The sequence below is a fragment of the Aminobacterium sp. genome (assembly GCF_034926885.1).
GTDB lineage: Bacteria > Synergistota > Synergistia > Synergistales > Aminobacteriaceae > Aminobacterium.
The window spans coordinates 147,525-170,685 of sequence record NZ_JAYFQR010000004.1 but is presented as its reverse complement, the minus strand read 5'-3'; the positions used below and the strand labels follow the sequence as shown (position 1 = coordinate 170,685).

Here is a 23,161-nt window from a genome sequence, read left to right as displayed (position 1 = left end):
TTCACCTCAGTCCGTTTCTATCTGTAACGATGGGAAAGGTATCCAAACAGGATTTTGCATTTTTTCAAATCGTTTTCTGTAATTATCGGGCAGATTTCTAAACCATGTCTCTTCCGCAATAATAAAAGCTATAGATTCATCAAGTAATTCTCGATAAACAACATGTATCTCCGAAGGGTTCTCACATATAATTCCTTCAAAACCTTCGAGACTCCAGAGATCTACAAATAACTGCGAACCTACGGCTATAGCTCTTTTTTCTTGCGTAACCATTTATAACCACGTCCTTCAAGTTAACTTTAAACTGGAATAAGACGAGATAAAAGTTCTTTTTCCGGTAACCCCATTGAGATTCCAACAGATAAAAGATTTAAATTCTGCCATTCAATAATGTATTTGGCTATATATCCCATTCCCACTTCGACGCCAAGAGGATTAGCTCGAAAAAGATCAGCTTGCCATTTTATAAATTGAACAAACAGTGCGCGCTGAAATTCTTGAGGAGTGCTATTCTCAATAGCTCTAATAATTGCTTGCCATGGAGTCTGATGTACAAGCTCCATCAAAACTGTAGCTTGAGATAATTTTTTAATAGTAAGCCATTGGCCATTTTGAAGATATAGTTTTAAAGCTGTCTCAGATGGAATAAAGCCCGAGCGTTGCCGAAGCCATATACCAAGATTCCACATATCTATAGATCGTCCGAGATACTCACAAAGGATAGTACTATTGCTGGAAGAATATTTATTTACATTCTCCTGAAAAAGCTTAAGCATTGATGTTAGTAATACTCTTTCTGCTTTCATGAGATCTTTTGTCCGTTCAAGTTCCACAAAAGAAGAGCTTAAAGCAAGAGCGTATGGATGGGCTTGTATCCGACATCGAGAGATAATATCCGTTGCTGTTGCTGTATTCTGCCATATATCACTGTAGAAGTTTGCTGATAAGTTCCCATAATCATGCCATTGTGGTTCTTCTCCATGTTTACTGTCAGTGTATAGAGCGCGCAAAAGAAGCCGCCCGTTCATTAGGTCAGAACGGGCTAAAATTACTCCTAAAAGGTCTTTTGCTTCCCCTTGCGCCGTATCTCCAAGAAAACGCAATTGGAGAGAAACTTCACGAGCTATCGCCGATTCTATTCGTCGCAGTGTTCCACTTCGAAGTGTTACCAACTTTTGGCGAAAACTCTCAGCATAAGGACTTTCTAGCAAAAATTGTTCAAAAGCCTTTAGGTCACCACGAGCGATAGTTTCATAATCATCTGTTTTAAAAAGGCGAGAAACTCTCCCTCGAAGGCAGGCGTTAAGATAACCGTAATTTTCGTGAGAGAAGCTCAGTTTTCCCAAGAATCTGCCCAACTTGTATCGCAAATTTCCTAATGATAGAGGGCGCAAGCTTTTCCCATCTTGTTTTGAAGGTGTTATCAACAATAAAGTCACCCTTTTCTGACATAACTATACAGCCACCCCATGATTCTAAGGCTGTATCAACTTTCACGGTGCGAACCTCTTTCTTTTGATTGAAAAAAGGTTCATCCCCGGGGTGAACGATAACATCACATGGAGCAGGACAAACAGAAAGAGCTTCATTCAACATGCTTTCCATAACCTTTTTATATTTTGCTGGTTGGCGTTTAAGCTCTTTAAGTTCAGTTTCTACCTGCATCTCTATTTCTGACGCTAAGCGATTATATTCAACAAAAAAATCCTTTCGCAATTGATTACAGATGTTCTGTTGATTCCGCTGAAATAATCTTTCTGCTTCTAAATCATGTGCAGATCGAATCTCGACAATACGCTTTTCGACACTTCTACGGCGAAGCGAGATAGCATCAGCAATATCATTTTCGACCTGTTTTTTTAAAGTTTCGATTCTTTCTTCGTGTTCTTTTCGCAGAGCATCCATAAATTGGGCCAAATTCTGGCTCGCTACTAAATCTCCCAAGAGTATCTCCCCTAGGCAAATTGTAAAATCAACATGATAGCTACAACGAAACCAAGTATAACCATAGTTTCGGGTATAGCTTCAAGAATAATCATTACACCAGCCGTTTCAGGCTTTTCAGCTATTGTTCCTGCTCCTGCACTACCTATCTTGGCCTGCGCCATAGCTGTAGCAAAAGCAGGGATTCCAACAGCCAAGGCTGCTGCAAGTGCTATTATTCCTTTTTCCATCGAAGTTCCCTCCTCCGTGAAAATGGTTTGTAGTCTTTACCGCCACCAGAGTAAAATTTCCCCATAAACTCTACATAATGTAATCGGGCTGAGTGTATACTTGCCCCACCTATAGCTAGAACAAAATTGAGTAAATGAATACATAAAGCAAGGAATAAACCTAAGATCGAAAGGCCAAAAACATCAACAAACTTTGATGCAACAAGAGCAAGTATAGCAGATGAAAGTCCTATTGCGGCGATACGCACGTAACTTAAAATGTTTCCCACAGCACCGAAAGATTCTACAAGACCACCTATTCCTCCCCCAACAACAAGAAGAACAAGACCAACGATTAAAATAGACATAGATATTGTAAAGAAACTATGGGGAAGCCATCCTTTCAAACTCACTAGGGTACTTATCAAAGCAATAAGTACCAGCAGATTTCCAGATTTTTCCATCCATATATGTTTATTTTTCGCTTTTATTCCTTCATAAAAACCTATCAGTAACCCTAATATAATATGAGCAGCACCCAATGCTATTGTAAAAGCCATGACAGGCATAACGGCGTGAGACCGTTCTACCCATAGAGGTTCAAGGTGGAAAAGACGATGGGCTACATCACCAAAAAATTCGCCGTAAGCAAGTCCCCAAATGATGCTCCAAATCGATAAAGAAATGAGTATATATCCTAGATCAGATATAATTCTTTTCTCTTTTTTTCGGTAGAGCCACCATCCTAATAACAAAATTATAGCTCCGTACCCCATATCTCCTACCATACATCCCCCAAAAAAGGGGAAAAACAAGGCAATCATAGCTGTAGGGTCAGCAGTTTTATAACGAGGTGGTTGCAGCAATTTTAAAAAAAGCTCGTAAGGCCGGAAGAAAGCTTTATTCGAAAGGGATATAGGTACCTTATTCCATTCTTCAGTGGAGGGATATCTCCACTGAACAAATACTTCATTCCCGAAAGTTCCTTTTAGATTGGTAAGTGTGGCTTCTAGCTCATCCGCAGGAAGCCATCCTTCAATAAGAAAAGCACTATCAAAAGAATGAGCTGATTTTTCAACGAGGAGCTCTTCTAAGCGCTCGTCTGCCAAAATATATAATGATGCGAAATGAGGCCCCCAAACGCGAGCCGTCTCTTTTAAGTTAGCTTGCAATTCTTCAAGGCGCAGGGGTATCCATCGTAATCCTTCTGTTATAGCTTCCGTTGAGTCAAGTAACACATCTCGCTCATATCCTGCAGGGGCTTTCCAATGTATGGCACCATATGAACGCAAAGAATTTGTCACTATTTCACGAGCTAAATCCTGAACGCTTATAGCAAGAAGTGTCTCATTTTCATTAGGAGTATACGAATGATAACGAAGGTATTCTCTATCTTTTACAGGTGTCACACGTACAATTTCGGTACGAAGAGAGGTGAGTATTTCCGATATCTCTTTTTTATCAACCCACCACAACGAAGCAACATTACCTTGATCTGCTTCTTCTTTCACAAAGGAATGAAAATGATAAAGAATGTCTTGTGATCTCTTCAATTTGAGATATAACTCACGTAAAGAATTTCTCTCTTCTATCGTCTGAGTAAGTCGCTCAGAAAATTTATCGAGACTTTCATTTATCTCAGTCATTATTTCATTAAAGGGTAATTTGATTTTTTCGCGAGATGTAGTTATATCATTTTCTGTTAGTTCAGACCATTCTTTCCATTCTAATGATTCTAACATCCCCAAAAGCTTTCCTCTTAAAAGTCTGAGCTGATCAAGCTGAGGTGTTGTCATTTCTGTGGAACGTGGGAACTCAAGATGCAAAACGCCGAAATCATGTAATTTTTCTATGATTTCGGTTTTTCGACTTGTAACTCCCCATATGGCAAGTCTGAGCATATCACGAATCAAGAGAGCATCTTCCTTTCTCTCAGCCCACCCCCCTCCACAGTAATAATGCTATTCTGTTGTTATTTTTTATTTAGTACGAGAGCAACTGCCTCTTCTACTAAACTTTTTATTTTTATGGATTTACTTATATCGTTCATTAGGCTTGAAAGATCTTGACGAATTTCTTTTTCATAATCGATGGTTTGTTGTTTTACCCGAGCTTCTTTGTTTTGCCACTCATTTTCTATTTCCTGGATCGTCTGTTTTTCCATTTCATCAAGACGTTCGTAGGCTTTTTGTTTCTCTTCTAACAATCTCTTTTCTTCCGTTTTATATTCATTTTCGAGTTGGCAACGAAGGGCTTCAATCTGTTCTTCCACAGATTGGACCTCATTGTTACTCACTTTCCCGTTCCTCCATTACAAACTCGCAAAATGCTTCTCTGTTGATAATGCCGATGAATTTATCATTTTCAACTACAGGAAGTCTTTTAATACTCTTCCTTAACATAAGATCTGCGACTGTCATGAGACTTGCAGAAGGTTCTACATAAAATGGATCTTTTGTCATAAAATCCCTGACGAGTCTTTTGCCTAAATTTTTGAAACGATCAACGAGATGAATTTCACCATTATTCAGGAAGGAGCTTTGTGCAAGAATTTCCAGATATGTCGGAATTGCTGCTTGCAGAATATCAGATTCAGATAAATACCCGACAAGTTCCCAATCTTCCCTCACTACGGGCAACCCGGATAAGTTGTGACTATAAAGAATATGAACAGCATCTTGTATAGAATCTTCTTCCATGACTGCGGTAAGATCACGATGCATTAATTCTCTGGCGCAAGTGTTCAATGTGCTGTTACCTCCTAACTATACCTATTTTTGTCAAAAGAACTCGAACCGCAAAGGTAAAAAGTTCAAGATCCCTTTTCCACCTCCAAGGTTCTTGCACAAGACGATATAACCATTCAAGTCCTGCTTTCTGTATGAGAAGAGGTGCCCGAGTTAATTTCCCTGAAATAACATCAAAAGAGCCGCCTACACCTATGGCAACAAGATTTCCCAAATCTTCACGATGGGCATAAATCCATTTCTCTTGGCGAGGAAGCCCCATGCCAACAAAGAGAAGGCATGTTTTATTTTCTTTAATCTCTCGAATGATGCCCTCCTCCTCTGTACCAGAAGAAAAATATCCATCATGCACTCCCGATATTTTTAAATCGGAGTATTGTCCTTTCAATTTTTCTACTGCTGCATTAGCAACACCAGGTTTTCCTCCTAAAAAATAAACAGGCCAACCTTCAACACTTGCCGTACGACACAACTGAATTAGGAAATCTATGCCGGTAATTCGTTCTTGCACAGGTCTGCCAAGAAAACGCAAAGCCCACATTAACCCAGTACCATCCGCTAAAGTTAAGGCAGCTTGAGATACAATCTTTTTATATTCTCTATCTTTCAAAGCCGTTTGAACAGCTAATGAGTTTACAGTAGAGATGAGAGAGCATCCATTGTTTTGCCCCAAAAGAGATTTGACTTTAGCTATGGCATAATTCATTGAAACATTGTCTAGAGAAACTCCCCATAGCTCAGGACGCTCTCCAGAAATTTTCTTTTGACGCAGAAGTCTGGAAAATACCGGTATAAGTGTCAAACCAGCAAAAAAGACGGTAACGCTCACTAACAATATGGCTTGTTTTCCTGCGGTAAGTTGAAACATGGCTATAAGAACTCCTACTAAGGCACAAATTGATGTAATAAATTTAACTGCACTGGGATGATCGATACCTCTTGCAACAAGACTGCGGTAAATTACCATTGCACCCTTTGGATTTGCAGAAAGTATTGTGCTGGCAAAATGAAGTGATGTTTCCATTAGAGGAATAGCAAAAAGCCCTAAAGGCAACACCATCATTGTACTAAAAGTAATTCCCTTACTTACACCTAACAAAGATGTTCCAGCAACAAGAACTCCCCAAAAAGCAGACAAAGACTCCCCTAATCGACGATACATATGTCCATGCCGGCTCCAAAAAACACCCAGCATAAGTAAACCAGTCATACTTGTATAGAAAGCATCTGGCAGATATTGCCCCGAAAATGCTGTCGCTAAAAGTAAAATGGAGAATGTTACAGCTAAAAGGTGACCAGCCATACCTGGAATATTATCGAGTTCCTGAATAAGAATAGGAAAAACTGATATCCATATTCCAGTAATGGCTATGGATATAAAGTTAGATAAATAGAGGTATTCGCCTTGTGGCAAACCTAAAAACGTTATTCTAGGTCCAGAGAGAGCAAAAATAATTCCAATTATGAAATAAATCCACCTAAGCTTTTTGTGCGGATAAAAATGCTGATACATACCTACCACAGCAGCTATAACTGCTATACCAGTGATAAGCGTAACTTCGGGATCGCCTGACCAAATACCACTAAGCATCCAGGCTCCCACAAGCAAAATATCCCTAAGATAGTTATATTGGCTATTTTCTAGAGAACGCCTGCATAGTCTTTGAAACAAGAAGCAAGCAACGACGAGTACAAGCAATAGAGTATAAAGGTTTATCTCTGCAATGAGAGACATTATTTTGACTATGGCAAGCCCCACCCTTCCTTCTAAAATAAGTAAAAACAAGCTCTCCGAGCTATTCTACCAATTTTACAAAGCTTTTGCATTATTTATTTAAAAATTAAGGAAGATCATCTCATTTGAGATGATCTTCTTTATCTACATTTTACATAAAAAAACGATTTTTTTATGAAAGGGGCTTAATTTCTTTCATGCCACCCATATAAGGAACGAGGGCTTCAGGTATTTCTATCGATCCATCTTCTCTCTGGTAATTTTCAAGAACGGCAATAAGTGTTCTACCAATTGCTATGCCGGAACCGTTGAGAGTATGTACATATCGAGGTTTTCCCCCATCTGCCGGTTTATACCGTGTGCCCATCCTTCTTGCTTGGAAATCCTCACAGTTACTGCAAGAACTAATCTCGCGATACTTATCCTGAGAAGGAAGCCATACTTCAAGATCATATGTCTTGCTGGCGCCAAATCCCATGTCACCTGTACACAAACAGATAACTCTGTATGGGAGTCCAAGCTTTTGTAATACTTCTTCTGCATTAGATGTTAATTTTTCAAGTTCATTGTAGCTTTCTTCAGGTTTGCAAAGCTTTACCATTTCTACTTTGTCAAATTGATGCTGACGCATCATTCCTCTTACGTCACGTCCGTAGCTACCTGCCTCTTTTCTAAAACAAGGAGTATATGCTGTGTAGTATAAAGGCAAGTTTTCCTCAGCAAGCAGTTCACCTGCATGAAGGTTTGTAAGTGGAACTTCGGCAGTAGGAATAAGCCAGAGGTCTTCGTTCTCGCACTTATACAGATCTTCTGCAAATTTGGGGAGCTGTCCTGTACCTAACATTGTCTGGGAAGAGACCATGAAGGGAGGCTGAATTTCCTTATAACCATGCTGAGTTGTATGAAGATCAAGCATAAAGTTCATGAGAGCTCTTTCGAGTCGTGCTCCTGCTCCCTTGAGAACAGTAAACCGACTTTGAGCGAGAGCTGCACCCTTTTCAAAGTCAAGAATGCCTAAATGCTCTCCCAAATCCCAGTGTGCTTGGGGGTCAAAAGAAAATTTGTGAGGCGTTCCCCATTTTCGAATTTCTATGTTGTCATTTTCATCCTTCCCCACAGGAACAGAATCGTGAGGTCTATTAGGTACTTGTAAAAGCAGAGCCTGAAGCTCATTGTCAATTTCAGAAATTTTGTTATCAATTTCTTTAACTTTCTGACCTAAAGTTTTCATTTCCTCCATAAGCGCAGCAGCATCAGTTCCAGACGCTTTGGCCTCGGCCACTTTGCGAGAACCTTCATTTCGCTGTGCTTTTAGTGTTTCTGTTTCTGCAAGCAACGATCTTTTCTCTTCATCTAATGTGACAATTTTCTCAACATCAAAATCGTTATTTCTGTTTTTTAAAAAGGTCTTTACTTCTTCTATATTGTTACGTATCCATTTAATTTCAAGCATTATGCTTCTTGCTCCTTTCCCGTTCGAAGAACCTTTAATAGATTGGCGGTTTCGATAACAGCTAGAGCCGACTCCGCTCCTTTATTCCCAGCTTTGCTTCCAGCACGCAAAAGAGCTTGTTCCAAGGTGTCACATGTCAACACTCCAAAGGCAACGGGGATTCTTTGCGTCAGCCCTACATGAGCAAGTCCCTTTGCCATTTCTGATGATACATATTCGAAATGTGGAGTATCCCCTCGAATAACAGCACCCAAAGCGATAATTCCGTCATACTTACCTGATAAAGCTGCCTCTTGTGCTATTAAAGGAATTTCCCAAGCTCCCGGAATCCACATAATTTCAATATTTTGATGTGAAACACCATGGCGCAACAAAATGTCCTTTGCGCCGTCAATGAGTTTTGAAGTAATTAATTCATTAAAACGTGACGCTACAATACAAAACCTTAAACCAGTACCTATAAGCTTTCCCTCTGAAATCTTCATACATGTTCCCCCTTTCCTTCTCTAGCGGAGTATATCCTTAAGATGAAGCACGTGACCAAGTTTTTCTTCTTTCGTATTCAAGTAACGCTGATTAAATTTGTTAGGTTCAATTACGAGAGGAACACGTGCCGTAATTTTTAATCCATACCCTTGCAAGCCAACAACTTTTCTGGGATTATTTGTCATTAATCGAATAGAACTCAATCCAAGATCTTGTAAAATCTGAGCACCTACACCGTAATCTCGTAAATCTGCGGCGTATCCCAAGGCTTCATTAGCCTCTACAGTATCTAGCCCCTTCTCTTGTAGTTGGTAGGCCTTCAATTTATTGACAATACCTATTCCCCGTCCCTCTTGTCTCATATATAAGACAACTCCTCGTCCTTCTTCTTCGACTCTTTGCATAGCTGCATGAAGTTGAGGGCCACAATCACAGCGAAGTGATCCGAAGACATCGCCAGTTAAACATTCAGAGTGTACTCGAACAAGAACATCTTCTACATCTCGAACATCGCCTTTTACTAAGGCTATATGAACACGATCCTGATCTTCATCGAGAATGTTGTGGTAGGCATAGGCAGTAAAATCACCATAAGCCGTAGGAAGTTTAACTTCCGCCACTTTTTCTACAAGTTTTTCGCGGCAACTTCTATAACGAATCAAGTCTTCGATTGATATAATACGAATTCCATGAGCTTTAGCAAACTCTTTGAGTTCAGGTAAACGTGCCATGCTTCCATCTGAGTTCATAATCTCACAAATAACGCCAGCAGGTGTTAATCCTGCCATCCAAGCTAAATCAACAGCAGCTTCTGTATGTCCTGCACGTTTCAGAACGCCACCTTTTTTTGCAGCGAGAGGAAACATATGTCCTGGACGTAAAAAATCGTCTGGCTTGGCTTCGGGATTTGCAAGGAGCCGAGCAGTTATGGCTCTTTCCGAAGCTGAGATACCTGTCGTAGTTCCTTCTTTTGCATCTACGCTAATAAGGAAAGCTGTTCCATGACGATCAGTATTATCTTTTGACATTGGCTCCAAATGGAGACATTGTGCTCTATCAGCAGTAATAGGAACACAGACCAATCCTCTGGCCTCTTTGGTCATGAAGTTTATAATTTCCGTTGTAGCTTTTTCTGCAGCTACAACGATATCTCCCTCATTCTCTCTGTTATCGTCATCAACAACAATAACCATCTTGCCATTTTTAACATCTTCAATGGCTTCCTCTATTAAGCTAAAATCATGTTCACATCTTTTATTCATTAGAGCCTCGATCCTTTCCTCTCTCTATAATAAATTGCTACCAACCCATTTCTCTTAATTGTTCCATTGTCAAGTTTGATGATACGGGCTTATTACTTCTTTGTAGATTCATAAATTTTAAAACATATTTGCCCAAAATGTCTGTTTCTATATTTAAAATTTCTCCTTCTTGAATAGTACCCAATGTACATTCTTGTAATGTTGTAGGAATAAGACCGACAGAGAAAGAATTTGACATCGCATCTATAACCGTCAAACTGACTCCGTCAATAGCTATAGATCCTTTTTCTACAATCATTTGTGCAATAGACTCATCTGTCTCGACTCTCATAACGTGAGTTATTCCCATTGAAATAATTTCTGCAACTCTTCCGATGCCATCAATGTGCCCACTTACTATGTGACCATCAAAACGCCCTGAAGCCGTTAACGCTCGCTCGAGATTAACAAGGCTGCCTGGCTTTGAAAGACGGAATTTAGTTCGTTTCTGTGTTTCCGGCATAATGTCAGCGCTGAAAAAGCGATTATCGTGAGAAGTCACAGTCACGCAAGCACCAGAAACAGCTACCGACTGACCAAAAATAAGTTCACTAGCAATATCTGGAGCCTCAATCTTAAGATGATAAACATCTTTTGAAGGCGTTATAGAAACAAGCTTGCCTATACTCTCTACAAGTCCAGTGAACATTCAGGCACCCCCTCTATCCATATGTCCTGTCCTGCTTTAGAAACATTACGGACAGTTATACGAATGAGTTTATCTAGTGATGGTACTACAATTCTTTCAAAAAGAGAAATGCCTTGCCCCATTATGGTTGGTGCGATAAAAAGAGAAACTCCATCAACTAAATTTTCTTTAAAAAAGGCAGAGGCTATTGTAGCTCCACCTTCTACAAGAACTGAATTAATGCCTCTATTCCCCAAAACCTTTACAGCGTGTAATAAATCAACATGATTATCTCTTTCAGGAATAAAAAACAACTCAGCTCCTGCTTTTTCTAAAATATAATGTTCTTTTGTATTTCGAGCTGACTCTCCGGCTAAAATAACTGCTGCTTCATTTTTAAGTATGGAAGCGTTTTGAGGAGTTCTTAAGTGTGTATCAACAACAACACGAAGTGGCGATTTTCCGCAAGTGTGTCGAACTGTTAACGATGGATCGTCACAAAGTACGGTCTGGATGCCAACAAGAATGGCATCATGTTCTGCTCTAAGCAAATGGGCTCTGTTTCTAGCTTCATCTGACGTAATCCATTGGCTTTCACCATTGGGAAGGGCAATTTTCCCATCTATTGTAGAGGCAGTTTTAAGTGTAAACCATGGTCTATTATTTTTTATTCTTCTTATGAACCCTCTATTTAACCATTTACATTCTTCCTCTATTATTCCTGTTTTTACTTCAACATTGTGCAACTTAAGAATATCAATCCCTTTCCCATTTACTACAGCATGAGGATCAACCATTCCTATAACAACACGTTTTACACCTGCTTCTACAAGTTGAGGCGCGCACGGAGGAGTTTTACCATAATGAGCACATGGTTCCAAGTTTACATAAGCAGTAGCACCTTCTGCCCTATTGCCAGCTTGTCTCAACGCTTCCACTTCAGCATGGGGCATACCATAAGCATGATGATACCCTTCAGCTATTATTTGTTCATTTTTGACTATCACACATCCGACAAGAGGGTTAGGAGATGTATGCCCTGTTCCTCTTCGTGCCAAGCTCAATGCTCTTCGCATATAGTATTCGTCATCACGAGTCTGCTTCAGGCTCATTGTCTTCACCTCTAAAAAATGTAGCTATTTTTAATGCTAAAGCGGGTCCGATACCTTTAACTTTCATTAACTCATCAGGAGAGAGAACTGCTATCTTTTTTACGCTGCCAAAATTAGAAAGCAACATGGCTGCAGTGTGTTTGCCAACTCCGGGAATTTCTTCTAAAACTGATCGTGTCAGAGCGACACTTCGTCCTCGTCTGTGACTTTTCACAGCAAAACGGTGAGATTCATCACGAACTCTCTGCAGAAGTTGAAGCACAGGGTCAGTCCACTCAAGCCTAATTGGAGATTCTTTTTCGTTATGGTATATCAGTTCCTCTCTTTTCGCCAGAGAAATAACTGGGATATTGATTATATCCAAATCTTGTAGCGCCTTTTTTGCAAATTCTAACTGCACGGGACCACCATCTATAAGAATAAGCTGAGGAAGAGGTTCATTATTCTCTAATACTTTGGTATAACGACGTTTTACAACTTCTTCTATAGATCTGAAGTCGTCTATTCCTTCAACTGTCCGTATTTTAAAGCGACGATAGAGAGAAGGATTAGATACACCTTGTTCAAAAACAACAGCTACTCCATACGTTTCATGTCCAGACATGTGTGAAATATCAAAACCATCAATTCGCCATGGCAGGATATCCATATGGAGAAGATTTTGTAATTTATTCAGTGCATCCCATGTTTCAATATCTATATCTTCTTGAAGACTAGAAGCCACTCTTTGACGAGATAAACGCCAAATTGCTCGTATAGCATCGCGATGTCGGGCCGCTTTTTCAAAATCAAGATTGAGAGCCGCTTCATCCATTCTTTTACGAATACGTTCTACAAGCTCAGATGATTTGCCCGTTAATAAAAGAATAACATCATCCACTCTTTCTCTATATTCTGCTTCACTGCATAAACCTGCACATGGGGCAAGACATCTCCCTAAAGAATAATCTAGACATGGACGCCTCTTCTTATCAGGCTTCACCTCTGACTTACAACTTCGCAACGGAAAATATCGCTCTGCAACTCTTAATAGTGCTCGAACGTCCTTTGCACTAATAAAAGGGCCTAAATAAGTAGACCCATCATTATCTCGGTGTCGAGTAATGATAAGGCGAGGAAAGGTTTCGTCCGTTATCTTTATGTACGGATAACGTTCATTCATTTTTAGGTCTATATTAAAAAATGGTTTGTATTTTTTAATAAGTCTTGATTCTACAATAAGCGCTTCTGCTTCTGACTCAGTTCGTATAATAGAAATATCAGCGATAGTTTCTACAAGTTTACGCAATCGAGGAGAGGCAAAACCTTGATGTCTGAAATAGGAAGAAACCCTTTTTCGTAAAGATTTTGCCTTTCCCACATAAATTATATTACCTTCCTCATCGCGCATGATATAAACACCTGGACGAAGAGGAAGATTTTTAATCGTATTTTTCAAATTTTGTTTTATCATTAGTCCACCACTGTTTAAATTATGGTATCGTTATATAAAGTAATTCCTTTTGCGTAAATATCATATTTTTATATATGTAACACTACATTATAATGTATTCTAGCAAATGGAGGTGTATAGATTGGGTCTTGTGATTTACAATGATCTAACTCGAAAAAAAGAACCATTCGTTCCTTTAAAAGAGGGAGAGGTCGGTTTTTATAGTTGCGGCCCTACAGTGTACGATTATTTTCATATAGGGAACGCTCGTCCGTTTATCGTTTTTGATGTATTTCGTCGCTATCTGGAAGATCTTGGGTATAAGGTAACTTTCGTACAAAATTTTACAGATATTGATGACAAAATGATAAATCGCGCTAATGAAGAGGGTATAACTGTAAAAGAGCTAGCTGACAGATTTATCAAAGAATACTTTGAAGATACTGACTCTCTCGGTGTCAGACGAGCTACTATCCATCCTCGCGCTACAGAGCATATGGAAGATATTGTTCGTACAGTTGAAATTCTTGTCGAGAAGGGACATGCTTATGTTGTTAACGGGGATGTCTTTTTCAGCGTAGAAAGTTTCACTGAGTATGGCAAGCTTTCAAAACAAAGTATTGAGGATCTGCAATCAGGAGCTCGTATTGATATTAATGAGCGGAAACGTCATCCTCTTGATTTTGCTTTGTGGAAATCTCAAAAACCAGGTGAACCAGCATGGGAGAGCCCATGGGGAATGGGACGACCTGGTTGGCATATCGAGTGCAGTGTTATGTCAACTAAATATTTAGGGGATACTTTTGATATTCACTCTGGTGGATGTGACCTTATTTTTCCTCATCATGAAAACGAGGTTGCACAGGCAGAGGCGGCAACAGGTGTTCAATTTGTCCGTTATTGGCTCCACAATGGATATCTTTTGATCAACAAAGAAAAGATGTCTAAATCTCTAGGAAATTTCTTGACAGTGAGAAATGCACGTAAGAAATTTTCTCCCCTTGCGATTAGATATTTTATGCTTAGTGCGCACTATCGCTCACCCATTAACTTCTCTGAAGAAGGATTAAGCCAGGCAACTGGAGCAGTAGAGCGTTTAAGGAACTGCTGGACAGACCTCCAATATGCTCTTCAAAATCGAGAGATGACAAAAAAAGAGGGAACTCAAGTTTTTGTTGATGAAATCAAACAGGCTGAGAATAAGTTTTATGAAGAGATGAATGACGATTTCAATACAGCAGGAGCCTTAGGAGCTGTATTTGAAGTTGTTCGCTCAGTTAATACGTATCTTAAAGAAAATACAACTCTCGATGAAGAGGCATGCAAAGCGGCGGAACAATTCTTTAGAAAAATTGATAATATCATGGGGATTTTAGGTTTTGAAGCGCAAGAAGAAACATTGAATGTTTCTGAAATAGAAGCCATGATAGAAGAAAGAACAGCAGCCAGAAAATCGAAAGACTTCGCAAAATCAGATGCTATCAGAGATGAACTTGCAAAAAAAGGAATAATACTGGAAGACACCCCAGAAGGAACGAAGTGGAAAAAACAACTATAAATATAAAATTAAGAAAAGCGGGAGCGTTTAACGTTCTCGCTTTTCTTTTATAAATTTTTTCTCCAAGAAAATAATAAGTGGAATTCCCAGGAAACCACAAGCGATGATTTCTCCCAATCCTACATACATTGCAGTGTAAAGAAAAGGCATTTTTGCAAGTACTGAAAGGTATCCACCGACAATGAGCGCATTAAAAATGACCGGGGGAAGAGCCGCCAAGTAAGGATTAGGCATACGACTTGTTACCAAAGCGGCAAGCAACGTCGCTAAACTTCCAAAAACGACATCGATAAGCCCAAACCCTCCTGCAAAATTTGAAATCAGACAGCCAATGAAGAGCCCTGGAATCGCCTGAGGCCAAAGATATGGTAGCAAAGTCAAGGCCTCAGCAACTCGCACCTGTATGGGGCCATAGGAGATAGGGGCCAAAAGTATTGTTGTTGTGGCATAGATTGCAGCGATGAGAGATGCAATAACTATATTTTTCACTGTCAAAAATTCTTCTATCTTTTTATTCATTAAACTAAATCTCCTTAAAGCTATATATTTGCCTCTGATAATCTTAAGATAGCTCCTAAAGCTATGTCTATTCCCTTTTTGAGTTGTTCATAATCTGTCCATTCTTCTGGACAATGACTTCGTCCATCTTTACTTGGCACGAATATAAGTCCAACATTTGTAAGAGAAGCCATAATCATTGCATCGTGCCCTGCTCCGCTAACCATATGTCTATAACGAATATTTCTTCCAACGGCTTCCTCTTCAAAAATACCTCGTATTTCATCTGCAAGATGTACAGGAGGAATAGCAAGTTTTTGCTCCATATGGACAGAAACACCCATCTGATGAGAAACATACTCAAGAGTCTCTTTCATTTCTTTCACTACATCTTCTATATTTCCTTGTTCTACTGAACGGATATCGACAGTAAAGAACACCTTACCAGGAACGATGTTAGCTCCACCTGGATAAACCACAAGTTTCCCGACAGTTCCAACTGTTCCTTCACCCTTTGCATAGGCTGCATCATGTATCGCTTTAGCAACCTCAAAAGAAGCAAGAAGAGCATCTTTTCTCATATGCATAGGGGTGGTTCCTGCGTGGTCTGCTCGTCCCTCAATTTCTATGTCATAACGAGTGATTCCGACGATGGTGCTAACAAACCCCACGTCCAGACTCTCCGATTCCAAAACTGGCCCTTGCTCAATGTGCAATTCTATAAACGCTTTTAAATCTTCAGGGTTTCGAATAGCATCCTTTATTTTAAGTGGATCAAGGCCAAATTTTTCCATAGCTTCTCCAAGAGAAACTCCATCAGCGTCGCGAAAAGACTCTATTTCACTATGAGGAACTTTGCCTGTCATTGCTCTGCTGCCATACAAACCTGCGCCGAAACGTGTTCCTTCTTCTTCAATCATTGCTACAAATTCTATAGGATTTGCCGTTGAAATATTGTTTTCGTACAAAATTCTGGCTATTTCAAGGGCTGTAACAATACCAGCGGGTCCATCAAAATTACCACCATTTTTAACAGAGTCAAAATGAGAGCCAATCATAACTAAAGGAGCATCTTTTTGTGTTCCCTCTCTGCGTCCAAAGATACTACCTGCCGCATCAGTATAAACATGCAACCCTGCTTTTTCCATTTCTGAACAAATAAACTCTCTCGTTTTTTTGTCTTCTTCTGTAAAGGAAAGTCTTGTCATTCCTAAACCGGGAGTGGCTGTAAAACGAGCCATTGTCTCTATATCGCGCTGTATTCTTGAAACTTTACTCTCAAGCATTTATGTGTCTCCCCTTTCTTTTATTCCAGCTATTTCAATGAATTATGCCATATGTCTTTCAAGAGGGAAACCTTATATGAAAAAACCATTTAGAGAAAGGAAGAATAATTATAAAACTTATCATGACTGGACTTTTTCTCAATCGCCCTTTACAATATTCAATTGTTCTATGGAGGCGAGTGGTCTCTGGTGAGGCCCCCGGGCTTCAAACCCGGTCGAGAGGCGGCGTTGGCCGTCTTTGGTGAGTTCGATTCTCACACGCCTCCGCCATTTTTTTACGGAGCCTTGATATTACAGACTTTTCAGAAGCCGATTACTGGAATTTGTACTCTTAAAGCCTTATAAACACTTTGCTACACACATTGCTACACACACTTACCACAGTGTAGTTAAGTTGTGATTAAAAAGGTGAAGAAAGGAGGGTAAAAATTCATATGGTAGTCGGCTTTTCTTTATCATCATTCCCACTCTATCTTGTCCAAAGAGGCGAAATCCTTCACTTTAGAATGAGGGTTCCCAAAGACATCAAAGAGCATTTAAAAATGACAGAAATTAATATCTCTCTCAAGACTTCACGACTCAAAAAAGCAGAAAAGAAAGCTCAACATCTTGCGTGGGAACTTTCGATATTCTTTAAAGACATACGAAGGGGGAAATATAGGGCAATGAAAGAGCTAAGCAAGGATGAAATAAGAGTCCTTGTCAATCAATGGTTAAAAGATAATCTTGATAATGATGAGCGAGAACGGGCCACTACAAGAAAGACAGGAATCACGCTAGGGGATATTGAAAGACAAAGTGAAGTATGGTCTTCTCTTAAACAGGATAGTTGGGAAGCTCTCACTTTAAGTGATCATAGGAGAATGAAATTTCATGCTCAAGAGCTATTGAAAGAGCAAAACATTGATATACCAGAAGATAGTGATTCATTCTCTATCCTTTGTCGAGAAATGCTTAAGGCCCAAATTCAAGCACTTGAGGTCTTGCAAAAAAGGACATTAGGAGATTATTCACCAATTGAAAGTAAGGCTTTATTTTTCCCTGAAACTCAAGATAATTTTTCTATGGTTCAGCCTATTTCCTTATCTCATGAAGAAGAAAAAGAAGTTGATAAGGGGCCTTTGTTGTCTGTCGTTCTTGAAGAGTTTGTTAAAGACAAACTACAACTAAAAGAATGGACTGAACGAACAAGACAAGATAATGAGCCTATGGTTAAAGATTTTATAGAAATGATAGGAGATATGCCTATTGGGAAGTTATCTTCTGAACATATGAGAGACGCTAGAAACCGCTTTTTAAGAATACCTAAAAACAGAGTCAAAAATCCTAAATATGCAGATAAAGGCTTAAGAGAACTAAGTGATATGGATATTCCCGAAAAGGATAAGTTATCACCTTGTACTCTATCCAATCGGTCAGTAAAAATAGGAGGGTTTCTTAATTGGGCTAGAGACAGAGGCTATCCTGTAAAAGAGGGTTTAGCAACAGTAATGAAATTCAAACAGCCTAAAAGAAGACAATCTCAACAAAGAGCAGTATTTACACCAGAAGACTTAGGCAAAATATTTAATCCTAAAAGTTATTTAAAAGCTGCTAAAGGTGATCCAGCGAGATATTGGGTTCCTATCATCTCTCTTGTTTCTGGAATGCGTATAGAGGAAATATGTCAACTCTATTTAACAGATATTAGAGAAGAGAAAAATATACTCTGTTTTTACATCAATGGGAAAAATGATAAACACGTAAAGAGTTTAGCCTCTGAACGCTTAGTCCCTCTTCCTCCTGTTCTTTATCAGCTTAATTTTCTTGAATATGTAGAAAACATGAGAACAAGAAAAGAAGAACGCCTCTTCCCTACTCTTGAAAAAAGAGGAGCTAATGGAAAGTATAGCGACAACATCAGCAAATGGTTCAATAGGTATATTGAAAAAATAGGAGTCAAGGACAAGAAAGAGGAAGAGAAAGTAGGGAAAAAAGTCTTTCACAGCTTTAGGCATACTTTTGCAAACCTATGTAAACAAAAACAGATAAAGCCAAGGTTCATTAAGCAAGTAATCGGACATGAACAAGGTAAAGACATTACTCTTGATCGTTACGGCAAAGATTACGATATCAGAATAATTTATAAAGAACTAACAATTAAGGTTACACCGGAAGTTAACTTAGAGCCACTTGTACAAGCAATTAAAGAACAAGGAGGATATAACAATTATTTCTCCTACTGACTAAAAAATAATTAGGAGGCAACTATAAGCCATGACTATTACAAGACTTACTGAATTAACGCTCTCATTTTTTGCTCAACTTACAGGAGTAAAACAAGCTGATTTTTTTATTGACGTTCTCCCTAAAAATGAAGTCAAAGGCTTAGAGTTTTATCACCATGAAAATTACAAGAATAAAAACTACTTAGACGATTGTTTCTGGATTGGTAGACTCCATATTGTCTTTTCAAGAGCTAACTTAGGAATTGCTAGGAATTAGCTACAAGACGTTTCACCCAGGCCACGTAGGATCTTACAAGTAGTTGTAATCAGATAGAAGAGGTACGGAATTATGATAAACTGGCCTCTTCTATTTTTTCTTAACATCTCAAAATAGCCCCAAGCACTCTTTCTTTTCTCAAGACGATTAATTACACCAACAAATCAACCTTGAACATCCTAGAGGCATCCTGATACCCTTTTTAGAGAAATATAATCAAAATGACATCACCTATTAACTGTGTCCTCCATGAATCAATATTTCATAGCTAACTAAACTTGTTTAAATTACATAGCACAAATGGCTATTTTATTTCATTGTATTCATAATCATGTGAAACCTCATGAATACTGGGTTATGAATTAATGGACACCTTATGAATAAACAAAAAGAAAACTAAAGAGAACGAAAGGGGTAAGAAAAATGACAAAAGAAAAAAAGATGATGATTGAGAAAATAAGAAGTAAAAAGAATAACAAATATGTAAGATATCCTTAAGGCAAGAACGTGTCTTAAAAGAAATAATGACCAGTAAAGAACAGTGATAATGGACATGTCAAATAAAAGATAAACACTAATTTTTTAGTATCTTCTTTTAGCTATAAAAAGACGTGGATTTAAATTAGTGGACACCTATAGGGGTAAACAAAAGAGAACAAAAAGAAAACTTAAGATTACTTAAGATACTTAAGTGTACTTAAGTGTATCTAAGGTAATGATGATTATGATGTATTAAATAATATGTATTAATAACTTCCTTAATAAGAGAATTCTCAAGAAGTAGTAAAGCAATCTTCATGATTAGTTAGTTACACTAAAAGACATGAAGAAAACTTTAGATATGCTTGACTCTCACTCTTGCTTGTATAACTGAACTAAAGACAGATTGTCATATACAAATGGATAAGACAATCAACATCATATCAACATACTTTACCCTTCTTAAGATTAAGATAGCTAAGTCTAGCTTAATAAGCCTGGAGACAGGACAAGACTTGTTATTACTTACAGTCCTTCACTACTACATTTTAAAGACATTCATTATCTTGTTGTTGTAGAACTCTTTTAATCAGATGTCATTAATCCCTATCATTTTAACTTAAGGGCTATTATGACACCTTTATTAACATCATAGATGGCCTCTTGTAGTCTCATTACGCTACAGGGGCTTTTATTTTTCGTTAGCAATAACGCTCATGTAAGAGTGTCCTTGGTAAACCTTAGTGCCTGTTTTTTCTACTCTCATTGCTCTATTCTGCTAATAGACAATGATGATAATAGACTAGTGTCTCATTATTCTAGTAGGTATTAGGACATAAGAAATACGAACAGTAAATTGATCATAACGTACATGATGTTTCTCCAAGAACAGCTTATCGGGGCCTAAGTATTTAGAATATACACGATATGTACTACGTGTAGGCAGCTTATAGAAATAGCCTAACTCTGCCATTCTACGTTTAAACTTTATTTTATCTATACCATCAAGTGTTCTTACAAACTCACAAGCTGACACTACTTTCCCTTGAGCATAGTGTGTATCAAAGACAAGAGCTTTAGGTTTTAGTGTGGCGTTCTCCTGTTCAATTTCGGCTCTCTTTTTTCGCTCTTCTTTAATAACATTCAGCATTGATATCATAGCGTCCGGATCATCGAGCATTTTCTCTAGTGTCACTGGTGTGGCGTAAACACCATGTTTAAGTATAGTAGGCAAGACTTCATCAAATACCCAACGTTCAAAACGTTGTGCTGAAGGTAGCTTAGACCCAACAATAAGTCTGCAAACATCACTTGTAGGAATTATACTTGTAGTTGTATTCGGTCTTAACCCACCCCTACCTTTTGTGCCCCTCAAAACAGGGGACCCTATATGTATAGTATATTGCTGTACATTCTTACAATGTGTTGAAATTGCGTTATATAAATTTGAGTATCCCAACACTCTTGCTATATCATTAGCCAAGAACCAAGGCTCACCTTTTCCATCTACAATAACTCTTACCCGCTTCTCTATATCATCTTCGAAATTAAAAATCTCCATTGCATTTGCTCCTGTTAATTCTGTCATTTTAAAACACTCCTTTTTAAGTTTAGATAAAATAAAAGAGGACTACAGCTTTACGCCATAGTCCAACAACATGATTCAAAAGCAATGGAAGTAAATGTCATTCCTAACATAAACACCTTTCAAAATAAACTCCCTCCAAAATTTAATGAAGAGAGCCTTTGTAACTTAAAGCTACAAGGGTTCTCTTTAATCCTACCCAACTTGAATACAAGACAAAAATAGTAAAGATATTAATTCATACCTTGTTATATTTAATTCAAGGCGACATTAAGCCTTCAAAATCATTTCTATGACAATTATTCAACCAAGGAATATAAAGACTGGCTTAACAGTAGATAGACCTCTTAGCGTTGATATTAAAGTCTTTTTTAGATAAACCTCATAATATATTCATGGTAGTTAAATACTGAATTCAATAAAGTAAGCAGATGAATAACTGCTCTGTCTCTTTTCTTTGTAGTAAATAAGGCTGTTTTATGAGATATATCAACATACCTTTATGTAAAGTTAGGCATGTTGTGAGCGATTCTGGCAGGTCGAAATAAAGGTAAAAGTGAGCAGAACAACTTGAATAGCCAATATATCTAATTGAATTTCATTTTATTGAAATAAGAAGGGAAAACAGATGACATGTCATTGTTAAATTGAGGTACAATGTCGTTAAAATTAGGCATAAATTTTTATGAGCGCCTTTATATAGTGTAACGTCTCTTTTCTCTAACCCCCCAAGTGCGGGGGTGTTCTTAATACAAAAGAATACGACTTAAAGTAAATAAGTTATTCTCTTCTCTTCTTTCTTTATCTTAAAGGTTCAACGTCAAGTAAACGTCGTCCATCTCTTCTTGAGTAATGCCTATGTATCTTAGCGTTACAGAAGGTGCTGAATGATTCAATAACTTCTGTATCATAGACAGGTCGTAGCCACTCTTGTAGGCATGATATGCAAATGTTTTTCTTAACGTATGGGTTCCTATCTTGTCTTTAATACCTACTGTTCTGGCTGCGTTGTTAAGGATTCGGTAAGCTTGCTCTCTTCGTATGGCCTTAGTTCCTTTTCTTGAAAGAAAGAGAGGTGATGTTGTTTCTAAACTGGATGTATCTAAATATTCTTTAAGGGCTTTATGTGCGGATGTTCCTATTGGAAAGTCTTTTGTCTTGCCTGTCTTATTCTCTTTTAGTGTAATCCGTTCCTTTATGTTTCCTGTCTCTGTTGTTACATCATCAACTGATAAAGCAAGGAGGTCTGAAATACGGAGACCTGAATTGATTCCTAAGACAAAGAGTGCGTAATCCCTCACACTTTCACTCTTTAAAACTTTTTTCATGGCCTCAATCTTGCGCTTGTCTCTAATAGGCTGAACAAATTTCAATGTTGATACGCTCCTTTCAAGCTAGATATTAAAGGGTGTTTGAATGGCATTCAATGCTTGTCATAATACATTATGAGTCATTTAAAATCAACATTGAACAATGATTGATGTCTAAAAGTGATGTAAACTATTGCTATAACTGGCTTTAGATGGTTTTAACGAATGCAACATAATGTAATTAAGTGGCATTCAAATAGTGATAGGAGGATATATTCTAATGGATGTAGTTAACGTTTTTGGAGGAGTTCATGGGTCAACATCAATTGGGCCAGTAGGCATTGATAAGAAACCAGATTTATGTCCTTTTTGTGGCCTTAAGATAGATGCTTGTATTTTACAAAATAGCTTTTGTGTTGATGAGGGAGGTGAAGAAATTCGAGTATTTTTTCAGTGTCCAAACAGCGGTTGTACTGAGATATTCATAGGTTACTATAAACGTCATATAGGGGGAAAATGTTATTGTCTTTATGATGTTAAACCTAAAGGGTACAAAAAGCGGGAGTTTTCTGAATATATACAGTCAACATCAACAACATTTACTGAAATTTATAATGAGGCTAGCCATGCAGAAAGTTTAGATCTGAAACAAATAGTTGGCCCTGCTTACCGGAAAGCTCTTGAATTTTTAATCAAGGATTACGCTATATCGAACAATGGAGATGATGATGAAGAAAAAATCAAGGGAATGTCTCTTACTAATTGTATAAAGGATTATATAGAAGATTCTAAAGCCATTGATTGTGCAAAACGTGCAACATGGATAGGAAATGAGATACTTCATAAGCAATATTTAGCTGATATGCCTTATAAATGATATTAAGGTGTGGCTTGAATATCTTAAAAGGGAATT

The 23,161-nt window shown here is 38.2% G+C and carries 22 protein-coding genes and 1 tRNA gene; 5 read left to right on the top strand and 18 right to left on the bottom strand.

Translation table 11 applies throughout. The features are described 5' to 3' along the window. Positions 1–6: 6 nt before the first annotated feature. From VB083_RS03420 to VB083_RS03355, 14 genes are all read right to left on the bottom strand, one after another. The gene (locus VB083_RS03420; RefSeq protein ID WP_213690138.1) at positions 7–273 is read right to left on the bottom strand and encodes a cell division protein; all 267 of its coding nucleotides are present in this window, start codon (positions 271–273) and stop codon (positions 7–9) included. Positions 274–299: 26 nt separating this feature from the next. Further along, complete coding sequence (locus tag VB083_RS03415) at positions 300–1,346, bottom strand: V-type ATPase subunit (protein WP_213690139.1); 1,047 nt, start codon at positions 1,344–1,346, stop codon at positions 300–302. Then, positions 1,303–1,944, bottom strand: coding sequence for a V-type ATP synthase subunit E (locus VB083_RS03410; protein ID WP_213690140.1), 642 nt, complete (start codon positions 1,942–1,944; stop codon positions 1,303–1,305). Before VB083_RS03410 ends, VB083_RS03415 begins: the two co-directional genes overlap by 44 nt. An 11-nt stretch (positions 1,945–1,955) precedes the next feature. Next, the gene (locus VB083_RS03405; RefSeq protein WP_013048378.1) at positions 1,956–2,174 is read right to left on the bottom strand and encodes an ATPase; all 219 of its coding nucleotides are present in this window, start codon (positions 2,172–2,174) and stop codon (positions 1,956–1,958) included. After that, entirely contained in the window at positions 2,159–4,066 is a 1,908-nt protein-coding gene (locus VB083_RS03400; RefSeq protein ID WP_213695629.1) for a V-type ATP synthase subunit I, read from the bottom strand. The genes VB083_RS03405 and VB083_RS03400 overlap by 16 nt, the downstream gene beginning before the upstream one ends. Before the next feature lie 59 nt (positions 4,067–4,125). Next, positions 4,126–4,449, bottom strand: coding sequence for a hypothetical protein (locus VB083_RS03395; RefSeq protein ID WP_213690142.1), 324 nt, complete (start codon positions 4,447–4,449; stop codon positions 4,126–4,128). Further along, positions 4,442–4,900, bottom strand: coding sequence for a CBS domain-containing protein (locus VB083_RS03390; protein WP_213690143.1), 459 nt, complete (start codon positions 4,898–4,900; stop codon positions 4,442–4,444). The genes VB083_RS03395 and VB083_RS03390 overlap by 8 nt, the downstream gene beginning before the upstream one ends. Positions 4,901–4,907: 7 nt before the next feature. Further along, the gene (locus tag VB083_RS03385) at positions 4,908–6,659 is read right to left on the bottom strand and encodes a WecB/TagA/CpsF family glycosyltransferase (protein WP_323401739.1); all 1,752 of its coding nucleotides are present in this window, start codon (positions 6,657–6,659) and stop codon (positions 4,908–4,910) included. A gap of 148 nt (positions 6,660–6,807) precedes the next feature. Next, entirely contained in the window at positions 6,808–8,088 is a 1,281-nt protein-coding gene (gene serS, locus VB083_RS03380; protein WP_213695630.1) for a serine--tRNA ligase, read from the bottom strand. Continuing rightward, positions 8,088–8,573 (bottom strand): 6,7-dimethyl-8-ribityllumazine synthase, encoded by a 486-nt coding sequence (gene ribE, locus VB083_RS03375; protein ID WP_213690145.1) that lies wholly within the window; start codon positions 8,571–8,573, stop codon positions 8,088–8,090. The genes serS and ribE overlap by 1 nt, the downstream gene beginning before the upstream one ends. A 21-nt stretch (positions 8,574–8,594) precedes the next feature. Beyond that, positions 8,595–9,836: a bifunctional 3,4-dihydroxy-2-butanone-4-phosphate synthase/GTP cyclohydrolase II gene (locus VB083_RS03370; RefSeq protein WP_213701088.1), complete on the bottom strand. Its 1,242-nt coding sequence runs from the start codon at positions 9,834–9,836 to the stop codon at positions 8,595–8,597. 37 nt (positions 9,837–9,873) lie between these two features. Then, positions 9,874–10,524, bottom strand: a complete 651-nt coding sequence (locus VB083_RS03365) for a riboflavin synthase (RefSeq protein ID WP_213690147.1) — start codon at positions 10,522–10,524, stop codon at positions 9,874–9,876. Continuing rightward, positions 10,506–11,615 (bottom strand): bifunctional diaminohydroxyphosphoribosylaminopyrimidine deaminase/5-amino-6-(5-phosphoribosylamino)uracil reductase RibD, encoded by a 1,110-nt coding sequence (gene ribD, locus VB083_RS03360; RefSeq protein ID WP_307880027.1) that lies wholly within the window; start codon positions 11,613–11,615, stop codon positions 10,506–10,508. Before ribD ends, VB083_RS03365 begins: the two co-directional genes overlap by 19 nt. After that, a complete protein-coding gene (locus VB083_RS03355) occupies positions 11,593–13,068 on the bottom strand; it encodes an excinuclease ABC subunit UvrC (RefSeq protein WP_213701086.1) in 1,476 nt (491 codons plus the stop codon). The genes ribD and VB083_RS03355 overlap by 23 nt, the downstream gene beginning before the upstream one ends. 121 nt (positions 13,069–13,189) lie before the next feature. Here VB083_RS03355 and cysS point away from each other — a divergent pair, with 121 nt between their 5' ends. Further along, a complete protein-coding gene (cysS, locus tag VB083_RS03350; protein ID WP_213690150.1) occupies positions 13,190–14,605 on the top strand; it encodes a cysteine--tRNA ligase in 1,416 nt (471 codons plus the stop codon). 27 nt (positions 14,606–14,632) lie between these two features. Here cysS and VB083_RS03345 read toward each other — a convergent pair whose 3' ends face one another. Together VB083_RS03345 and VB083_RS03340 are read right to left on the bottom strand one after the other, a co-directional pair. Further along, positions 14,633–15,124 carry a QueT transporter family protein gene (locus VB083_RS03345; protein ID WP_307880026.1) on the bottom strand — a complete coding sequence of 164 codons (492 nt, stop codon included), beginning with the start codon at positions 15,122–15,124 and terminating at the stop codon, positions 14,633–14,635. A gap of 20 nt (positions 15,125–15,144) precedes the next feature. Next, on the bottom strand, positions 15,145–16,389 hold the full coding sequence (locus VB083_RS03340; RefSeq protein ID WP_323401738.1) for a Zn-dependent hydrolase: 1,245 nt from the start codon (positions 16,387–16,389) through the stop codon (positions 15,145–15,147). Positions 16,390–16,560: 171 nt separating this feature from the next. On the opposite strand from VB083_RS03340, the gene VB083_RS03335 reads away from it, so the two are divergent. The 3 genes from VB083_RS03335 (at position 16,561) to VB083_RS03325 (ending at position 18,873) form a co-directional block, all read left to right on the top strand. Continuing rightward, positions 16,561–16,659: transfer RNA gene (locus tag VB083_RS03335), tRNA-Sec, on the top strand. Between the two features lie 164 nt (positions 16,660–16,823). Then, positions 16,824–18,614, top strand: coding sequence for a site-specific integrase (locus VB083_RS03330; protein ID WP_323401737.1), 1,791 nt, complete (start codon positions 16,824–16,826; stop codon positions 18,612–18,614). Positions 18,615–18,645: 31 nt separating this feature from the next. Further along, positions 18,646–18,873: a hypothetical protein gene (locus VB083_RS03325; protein ID WP_303862080.1), complete on the top strand. Its 228-nt coding sequence runs from the start codon at positions 18,646–18,648 to the stop codon at positions 18,871–18,873. 1,282 nt (positions 18,874–20,155) lie between these two features. Here VB083_RS03325 and VB083_RS03320 read toward each other — a convergent pair. Further along, positions 20,156–20,941, bottom strand: coding sequence for a Bro-N domain-containing protein (locus VB083_RS03320; protein ID WP_323401736.1), 786 nt, complete (start codon positions 20,939–20,941; stop codon positions 20,156–20,158). 803 nt (positions 20,942–21,744) lie between these two features. Next, positions 21,745–22,311 carry a site-specific integrase gene (locus VB083_RS03315; RefSeq protein WP_323401735.1) on the bottom strand — a complete coding sequence of 189 codons (567 nt, stop codon included), beginning with the start codon at positions 22,309–22,311 and terminating at the stop codon, positions 21,745–21,747. A gap of 217 nt (positions 22,312–22,528) precedes the next feature. On the opposite strand from VB083_RS03315, the gene VB083_RS03310 reads away from it, so the two are divergent. Continuing rightward, complete coding sequence (locus VB083_RS03310; protein WP_323401734.1) at positions 22,529–23,125, top strand: hypothetical protein; 597 nt, start codon at positions 22,529–22,531, stop codon at positions 23,123–23,125. Positions 23,126–23,161 lie beyond the last annotated feature (36 nt).

Excerpts from the sequence above, each read along its gene's own strand:
- VB083_RS03420 (WP_213690138.1), bottom strand. The coding sequence starts at position 273 with ATGGTTACGCAAGAAAAAAGAGCTATAGCCGTAGGTTCGCAGTTATTT.
- VB083_RS03405 (WP_013048378.1), bottom strand. The coding sequence starts at position 2,174 with ATGGAAAAAGGAATAATAGCACTTGCAGCAGCCTTGGCTGTTGGAATC.
- serS (WP_213695630.1), bottom strand. The coding sequence starts at position 8,088 with ATGCTTGAAATTAAATGGATACGTAACAATATAGAAGAAGTAAAGACC.
- ribE (WP_213690145.1), bottom strand. The coding sequence starts at position 8,573 with ATGAAGATTTCAGAGGGAAAGCTTATAGGTACTGGTTTAAGGTTTTGT.
- VB083_RS03370 (WP_213701088.1), bottom strand. The coding sequence starts at position 9,836 with ATGAATAAAAGATGTGAACATGATTTTAGCTTAATAGAGGAAGCCATT.
- VB083_RS03365 (WP_213690147.1), bottom strand. The coding sequence starts at position 10,524 with ATGTTCACTGGACTTGTAGAGAGTATAGGCAAGCTTGTTTCTATAACG.
- ribD (WP_307880027.1), bottom strand. The coding sequence starts at position 11,615 with ATGAGCCTGAAGCAGACTCGTGATGACGAATACTATATGCGAAGAGCA.
- VB083_RS03355 (WP_213701086.1), bottom strand. The coding sequence starts at position 13,068 with ATGATAAAACAAAATTTGAAAAATACGATTAAAAATCTTCCTCTTCGT.
- VB083_RS03345 (WP_307880026.1), bottom strand. The coding sequence starts at position 15,124 with ATGAATAAAAAGATAGAAGAATTTTTGACAGTGAAAAATATAGTTATT.
- VB083_RS03340 (WP_323401738.1), bottom strand. The coding sequence starts at position 16,389 with ATGCTTGAGAGTAAAGTTTCAAGAATACAGCGCGATATAGAGACAATG.
- VB083_RS03330 (WP_323401737.1), top strand. The coding sequence starts at position 16,824 with ATGGTAGTCGGCTTTTCTTTATCATCATTCCCACTCTATCTTGTCCAA.
- VB083_RS03325 (WP_303862080.1), top strand. The coding sequence starts at position 18,646 with ATGACTATTACAAGACTTACTGAATTAACGCTCTCATTTTTTGCTCAA.
- VB083_RS03320 (WP_323401736.1), bottom strand. The coding sequence starts at position 20,941 with ATGACAGAATTAACAGGAGCAAATGCAATGGAGATTTTTAATTTCGAA.
- VB083_RS03310 (WP_323401734.1), top strand. The coding sequence starts at position 22,529 with ATGGATGTAGTTAACGTTTTTGGAGGAGTTCATGGGTCAACATCAATT.